The sequence below is a fragment of the Asaccharospora irregularis DSM 2635 genome (assembly GCF_900129815.1).
Taxonomy (GTDB): domain Bacteria; phylum Bacillota; class Clostridia; order Peptostreptococcales; family Peptostreptococcaceae; genus Asaccharospora; species Asaccharospora irregularis.
Map to the genome: position 1 here is coordinate 69,026 of NZ_FQWX01000009.1, position 8,130 is coordinate 77,155.

Here is an 8,130-nt window from a genome sequence, read left to right on the forward strand (position 1 = left end):
ACCATACATTTTTTGTGATATTTTAACTAATTTTATTGCTATAACACTTGTAACATTGTCCCTTAATTATTAATACAATACAATAGATAATATTTTATTAAGGGGTGATTTATATGATATGCCTTCCAAGTTTAGGAGAAAAAGCTCCTGATTTTAAGGCTAATACAACTAGCGGTCCCATCAAACTGTCCTCATATACAGGTAAATGGGTCGTTCTATTCTCTCATCCTGGTGACTTTACGCCAGTTTGTACAACAGAATTTCTATGCTTTACAAAGTACTATCCTGAATTTAAAAAAAGAAATGCCGAATTGCTAGGACTTAGTATTGATAGTAATGCTTCTCACTTAGCATGGTTATATAATATACTTTTATTCTCAGGTGTTGATGTTCCGTTCCCTATTATAGAAGATAGAGATATGAAAATAGCTAATTTATATGGAATGATTGCTGAACCAAGTAATGATACTTCTGCTGTTAGATCTGTCTGTATTATAGATGACAAACAAATTTTAAGAACTATACTACACTACCCTATTACTACAGGAAGAAATATCCCTGAAATACTAAGAATAATTGACGCTCTACAAACCACTGATATGGGTAAAGTAAACACTCCTGCAGACTGGTTACCTGGTATGCCTGTTATTGTACCATATCCTGCTACATTTAAGGAATTAAAGGAACGAGTTAAAAGTTGCAGCAAAGGGTGTTCTTGTGCAGAATGGTATTTATGCTTTGTTCCAGACCCTAAAACTAAGACAAATAAATATTATAAAGCAAATAGTTTCCCTTTAAATATGTATTTAGGTAACTCCAACAATAATGCTAAAAATAATTCTAAATCGAAGAAAGTTAAGAATACTCCACCTAGAGCAGAGTTAGATTCATCTGGGTACAAACCAATAGATGTTAACTACTGCCCTAATGTAAACCCTATAGTTGTGGAATATGTATTTGGAAACCCTCAAAATCTAGATACTAGGTTACTTGATGCTGCTATTTATGCTTTTGTTGAAATAAATTCTGATGGAAATCTTTATGTTCCTAATCCTACATTTTTAAATCAACTGGTAAATATGAAAACCCAAAAACCTAGTTTAAAAGTAATCGCAGCTATAGGTGGTTGGGGGGCAGAAGGATTCTCAGATGCCGCTCTAACTCCTACATCAAGATACAATTTTGCTAGAAATGTAAACAATCTAATCAAAGAGTATAATTTAGATGGCGTTGATATAGATTGGGAATATCCAGGGGTTAGTGCTGCAGGCATAAAATCAAGACCTAACGACAGAGAAAACTTTACTCTTTTACTTACAGCCATAAGAGATGTCATAGGCAATGATAAATGGTTAAGTGTTGCTGGCACAGGGGATAGAGCATATATAAACAATAGTGTTGAAATACAAAATATAGCTCCTATAATAGATTATTTCAACCTTATGAGCTATGACTTTACAGCTGGTGAAACTGGAGAAAATGCTAGAAAACATCATGCCAATCTTTTTAACTCCGATCTTTCACTTCCTGGATACAGTGTAGACTCTATGGTTAATAATCTAGAAGAAGCAGGTATGCCTCCTGAAAAAATCCTTTTAGGTGTACCTTTTTATGGTAGATTAGGAGCTATAACTACAAAATCTTATGATGAACTTAGAAGGTACTATATAAATAAAAATGGATATGAATATAAATTTGATCAACAAGCTAAAGCTCCTTATTTAGTAAAAAATAATATGTTCGAAATGTCATATGATAACGAGCTATCAATATTCTTTAAATCTCAATACGTTCTTAAGAATTGTTTGGGAGGAATATTCGCATGGGCTTCAATTTTTGACCAGGCAAATATACTGGCAAATGCTATGTATGAAGGAATATATTCTCCTTCTAAACTAAAGAATGAATTAGAAAATATATATGGAAAATTTTAATATAATATATTTAATATAATATAATCAATAATATATTCTAAAATTACCAATAAAAAAAATATTACCGAAATCTAAAACTTTCAGTAATATTTTTTTATTTTATCTATAATCCTATGGCCTGCTTTGCCAATTTATCAGCCTTATCATTGTAATTATCTCCACTATGCGCTTTAACTTTGACAAACTTTACATTTAAATTTTCCTTTATAGAGTCATAATATTTTTTATAAGCTATAGTTCCAGGCTTATTTGTTTTCCAATCTCCCTTACACCACTTTTCTATTCCTTCATAATCAAAATAAAGTACTAAGTTCTCTATCTTATTTTTCAGGCAATATTCCATAGCTATCTTAGAAGCCTCTATTTCACCTGCAACATTTCTCATTTCTACAAGCTCTTTATCATTTCCAGCAACACTATAAGTTTCTACTACCTCTTTATTTTTTAGTATAACTACACCCGAACCATATTTTTTGATTGAGTTATCATAGCTCCCATCAACATAAGCCTCTAATAATTCCCCTGAATCTATAATATGTGTTTTATTTTTACTAATATAGTTTTTAGCCTCATCTTCTGTCTGAAAACTCTTATATTCAGCTCCCGAAAAACCATTTACTTGTTTTTTACATTCATCCCATGTAGTGTATATTCCTGGTTTTAAACCCTTTCTTACTGCATAAAATTTTTTCTTCGACAAAATATCACCCCTATATAAAATATTATTTTATTTAAAATATATAATCTCCTATCAATCTTAAGAAGTTTTAGACTATTATCTTAGCGCTTCAACGATTATTTTACCCTAAAAAAACTAACTTTAGAAGTTTTATTTTTGTATGCAAACTATTTTACTCATTTTACCTATTTAATATTTATTCAATTTATGTTATAATTTTCATTAAATTAAAATTTCGAATATAATTAATGGTAGAGGCGCATTGTTAATAAGTAATTTTGTGGAGGTAAGCACGGTGAAGCAAAATGAAAGGTAAGAATGCCGAAATATATAAATTAAGCTTTAAGTTTATATATTGGGGTCATATAAAATATGTATGACACTGTCACAATAATTTGTGGAGAGCTATCTTTTAGATCAAAGTAATTGAGCTTTATTTTTATAAAATACTTATGTCTAGGATAATTCTTTATTCCTAGACTTTTTTTATCCCTAATTTCTCATCCTATTTATATTCGATAAAATTATGGGAGGACTCTATGAACGTTAAAACAAAAAAACAGGCTACAATATTTGATGCCTTACTATGTATAGGATTTTTGGTTACAGTTTTAATTACATGTCTAGTTATACTAAAAAAATACGAGATAACTGCTCATATTCCACTACTTTTAGGAGGGATATTTGCCTCAGTTATTGCTATTTTCAAGTTAGGTTTTACTTGGAAAGAATTAGAAGATGGAATTTTAGCAACGATAAATACAACTATGCAATCTATACTTATTCTTTTAGTAGTTGGAATGTTAATTGGTACATGGATTTTAAGTGGAATAGTTCCAAGTATGATATATTGGGGGCTTAATATACTTTCTCCTAGTATATTTTTGGTTGCCACTACCTTAATATGCGCTATAGTCTCTATTGCGACTGGTTCATCTTGGACTACAGTTGGTACAATAGGAGTTGCATTACTTGGTATAGGCAGCACTCTTGGTATTCCATCTCCGATTATTGCTGGAGCTATAATATCTGGATCATATTTTGGAGATAAAATGTCTCCATTATCAGACACTACAAATTTGGCTCCTGCAATGGCTGGTACAAATATTTTCGATCATATTAAACATATGTTATACACTACAGTCCCAGCTTTAATTATATCGCTTGCTATTTATGGGGTAATCGGATTTAAATATGCTAACTCTCAAATAGATACATCACAAATCATACAAATACAATCAACTTTAAGCCAAAGCTATAACACACTTTCACCATTTTTACTTATAGTACCTTTATTAGTTATAGTGATGGTAGTACTTAAAGTTCCTGCTATACCTAGCTTGGTTATAGGTACATTACTCGGTGGAATTGTTGCTATGGTATTCCAGGGAACATCAGTTGCAGATGTGATTATATGCGCTAAGAGCGGTTATGTATCTAGTACTGGATTAGAATTTGTAGACCAACTACTTACTCGTGGAGGACTTGATAGTATGCTTGGTACTGTTTCACTTATGTTTTGCGCTTTAGTTACTGGAGGTATTTTAGAAAAAACCGGCATGCTTGAAACTTTAGCTAAATCCATACTAAGCATATCCAAAGGTACTTTTGGACTTATTGCAGCTACAATATTTACATGTATAGGCACTAACCTAGCTGTTGCGGACCAATATCTAGCAATAGTAATACCAGGAAGTATGTACAGAGATGCTTATAAGAAACACGGTTTATCTCCAAAAAATTTATCCCGTGCCCTAGAAGATAGTGCTACAATAACCTCTCCTCTTATTCCTTGGAATACTTGTGGTGCATATATGTCTGCTACACTTGGAGTTGGTTCTTTTACATTTTTACCATTTGCATTTTTTAACCTAATTTGTCCAATCATTTCTCTTTTCTATGGTGCAACTGGTATAACAATAGAAAAGCTTCCTAAGGATGAACAATATACATCTGAAGGTATAGCCTAGTACTAAAAAATGCATTTAAACTAAAATAGATTATACATATGTAATCAATTATGTTTTATACTTTAAAAAAATAATTGCAATACTTATGTATAATCTATTTTGATATTCTCTATTTTCTTATAATTATAAATACCATGTATAATATATAGGTCATAGTCAATATACTACCTTCTAACTTATTAATTTTTCTATTAGTTGCTGAAAGAGCGTAAGCTATTATAGTTACCAATAGCATAATCAGCATATCTACAAATACCATGGATTGTATTTGTAAATTACTTATTGTAGCAGATGACCCTAGAACAAACAATATATTAAATATGTTTGATCCAACTACATTTCCTATTGCAATGTCACTTTCTCCTTTTTTAGCAGCTATTACACTAGTTGCAAATTCAGGTAGAGATGTTCCTATTGAAACTATTGTAAGCCCTACTAGATTTTCACTCATCCCTAGAGATATAGCGATATCGCTGGCCGAATCTACAACCAACTTGCCTCCTATAAGTATCCCTATAAATCCTAAAATACCCATTACCACACTTTTTGCAATAGATATTTCCTTTTCTGATGATTCCTCATTAATATCTTCCTTAGATGTAATTGCCATCTCTACTAAATAGTACATGAATACAGCAAATATTGCTAAAAGAATTAATCCATCTGCCCTAGTTAATAAATTTGCATCATATCCTTGAAATTTAGTATCATAAGATAGTATCATAAGCACTACTGATGCTAATAATGCAAATGGAAACTCTTTTATTATTGTGCTTTTTTGAACTTTTATAGGACTTATAATTGATGCAATACCGACCACTGCTAGTATATTAAATATATTGGATCCTACTACATTCGCAATGGCCATGTCATTTTGACCCTGAATTGCCGCAGTAATACTTACAGCGGCCTCCGGTGCACTTGTACCAAATCCAACTATTGTTAGACCGATAATTAAACTAGGTATTTTCAACTTTCTAGCTATTGATGATGAGCCTGTTACAAAAGTATCTGCTCCCTTTATAAGAAATAAAAATCCTACCAATAATAATAAATAAACCATACATATACTCCTTTTTTATACAATTTTTTGTATCTATATTCACTTAAGGCATTTTATTTTTTAATACTTTTTTAGCTTAATCTTCTTATAAATATATATTTTCTAAAAAAAATTATATTATTCATTTATTTAATATCGACCATCTACAAATTTATTTATTATAATTATGCCTATTTTATAGTTTTACTTATGCATAAAGTTTTATTTGTACCTAAACTGTTCTTTATCTATAAGGTACTTCTTCCCAAAGTACTTTATCTTAAATAGTTTTTTAGTCTGATCTACTTGGTATACCTCGCTTTTTATACATCTATTTTTCATATGAACATTGATATGTTCCTTTATTTTGTTCATATCATTTTCTTCATTTAGCCCTGGTAATTTAAATATATCATGAAGAATCAATTTTAATATTTCCACCCTACATCTGTCTAAATGATTCTTTATATACTTTAGTAAATGCCTTCTACCTGTTATAACTATATTGCATCCATGTAATTCTCTTTCTAGTCTTTTTAGGCTAAGATTATTAGTTCCTACATCAAAAATCACAAAACACCCGTAATCATACCTACTTCTTAATATCCTACCCATAGCCTGCTTTATCTTTATAGACATCTTAGGATAATTGATTTCATAGTAGGATTTATTATATTTTTTCATTATTGAGAAATATAGCGGATCTTGTGGACTTATATTTGGAATCTTATCTAGCGTCACACATGTAAGCCCGTCACCAGGTACATCAACCCCTTCAAAGCAGCCTTTTGAACCCAAAACTATACTCCTTTTATTTTCGATGTTTTTTAAATATTTAATACCTGTTTTGTTCATATACACTGAGATATCTTTGTCGCTTTCACCCTTTTTTAATACATCGTAAGTTTCTTCTTGCCTTCTTTTGCTGTTGAATAACGATAAAATATTTCCGTCTGAAATTTCATATATATCACTTATTATTTTTCCTGTCTGTGTAGTGAAGTCAGCATTTTTATAACTACATATATCGTTTAATCCCAGCACCTTTACTCTACTTTTATAGTCATATAGGGGCTCTATTATTTTTGATACATTTTTTACTCTATCTATACCCAAAGTATTCTTAAAATAGTACATGCTATTATCAACACTCAATGTTGCTGATAAAAATACCGCCCCCTCCACCTTATCTAGTATATTATCTTCAAATAGAGATGCTAGTTTTAATGGAACTACTCTAAATTCAAAATTTTCAAAGTTACTATCTATATCAACTATTCTAGCAAAATCATCATCTTCACTATACTCTAAAAGCGCCTGTAAGGTGTCCCTCATCTCCTCTATATCGTTCATCTTAGATTTACCGTATATATATACTTCAGACTCCTTATCCAGGCTATCATCATCCATGTACCTACCTATTAAAAATAAGATTGATGTTAAATTTTTTATTATATTGTCACAACTTAGTTTTATATTTTCCGTATAATTTTCATATGTTATTTCAGTCCATACATTATTTTTAATTAACTTTCCTAGTATTTCATTTTTTTGGAGATTTAACTCCCAACTTAAGTTATACTCACTGACATTATTATAATTAAACTTTCCATAGTCTAAAATAGAATTCATTTCCTCAACTATAAGATTTATATTTCTACTTATTTTATCCTTTACATTTTTCTCAACTTTTATATAACTATAAAATCTATCAAAAGGCTTTATTCTCCTAGATTTATTTTTTGCATTACTATATAAAAGTGCACTCTTTTGTATATTATCATAAGGATATATTTCCTCTAAAAAATACTTTGCAGACTTCGAATTGACAACTCTGGAGAAAAATTCATATCCTTTTTCAGTTAAGTTATGTGCTTCATCAACTATTATGTATTCCAGAGGTTTTTCTTCCTTATAAGGCCATTTTGCAAGCAATGAATGGTTTATCACTGTTATGTGCTCTTCCTTTAATTCCTCTACCCTTTTTTTATATAAACAGTTTCTATTACATTTTTTAGGTCTACAAAGATTAGGATCACAACTTACATATTTTAAATGAGTCTTAAGTTCATTAAAATGTTCTAAAATCCAATGGCTTATCTCCTCTATATCTCCATACTCCCCACTCTCTACAAGTCTTTCTAAATATATAATAGAAAGTATGGATTGTCAACCTTTTTTAGCACACTTTTTTCTCGGACATTAATACTCTATACTCTACAGGGGTAAGATAATTCAATGAACTATGTATTCTATTATTATTGTACCAATTTACATAATCAAATAAGAGATATTCAAGCTCTTCAAAGCTTTCAAAGATTCTATTAAAAGCAAACTCTGTTTTAACAACTTTAAAGGTAGCTTCTGCTACTGCATTATCATAAGGGCAGCCCTTTTTGCTTAAGGAACGATTGATTTGAAATGTAGTTAATAAGTCATCTATTATTTTATTTTTGAATTCATTTCCTCTATCCGTGTGTAATATTTCAATATCCTTTAAGGGCC

The 8,130-nt window shown here is 30.3% G+C and carries 6 protein-coding genes and 1 riboswitch; of the genes, 2 read left to right on the forward strand and 4 right to left on the reverse strand.

The window, feature by feature from the left end:
* The first annotated feature begins 113 nt into the window (after positions 1–113).
* Complete coding sequence (locus tag BUB34_RS05790; RefSeq protein ID WP_073125224.1) at positions 114–1,934, forward strand: peroxiredoxin; 1,821 nt, start codon at positions 114–116, stop codon at positions 1,932–1,934.
* A gap of 103 nt (positions 1,935–2,037) precedes the next feature.
* Here BUB34_RS05790 and BUB34_RS05795 read toward each other — a convergent pair whose 3' ends face one another.
* The gene (locus BUB34_RS05795; protein ID WP_073125227.1) at positions 2,038–2,634 is read right to left on the reverse strand and encodes a ribonuclease H1 domain-containing protein; all 597 of its coding nucleotides are present in this window, start codon (positions 2,632–2,634) and stop codon (positions 2,038–2,040) included.
* A 223-nt stretch (positions 2,635–2,857) separates the two neighbouring features.
* Positions 2,858–3,029, forward strand: a riboswitch (Lysine riboswitch).
* Positions 3,030–3,152: 123 nt separating this feature from the next.
* Between BUB34_RS05795 and nhaC the strand changes: the two genes are divergently transcribed.
* Entirely contained in the window at positions 3,153–4,583 is a 1,431-nt protein-coding gene (nhaC, locus tag BUB34_RS05800; RefSeq protein ID WP_073125229.1) for a Na+/H+ antiporter NhaC, read from the forward strand.
* Positions 4,584–4,692: 109 nt separating this feature from the next.
* Here the strand turns inward: nhaC and BUB34_RS05805 are convergent, their stop codons facing one another.
* The 3 genes from BUB34_RS05805 to BUB34_RS05815 all read right to left on the reverse strand — a co-directional run.
* Positions 4,693–5,646, reverse strand: coding sequence for a calcium/sodium antiporter (locus BUB34_RS05805; protein WP_073125233.1), 954 nt, complete (start codon positions 5,644–5,646; stop codon positions 4,693–4,695).
* Positions 5,647–5,847: 201 nt separating this feature from the next.
* Complete coding sequence (locus BUB34_RS05810) at positions 5,848–7,575, reverse strand: helicase C-terminal domain-containing protein (protein WP_073125236.1); 1,728 nt, start codon at positions 7,573–7,575, stop codon at positions 5,848–5,850.
* Between the two features lie 229 nt (positions 7,576–7,804).
* Positions 7,805–8,130: IS3 family transposase (locus tag BUB34_RS05815; protein ID WP_143153326.1), on the reverse strand; the 326-nt coding region annotated here is incomplete at its 5' end.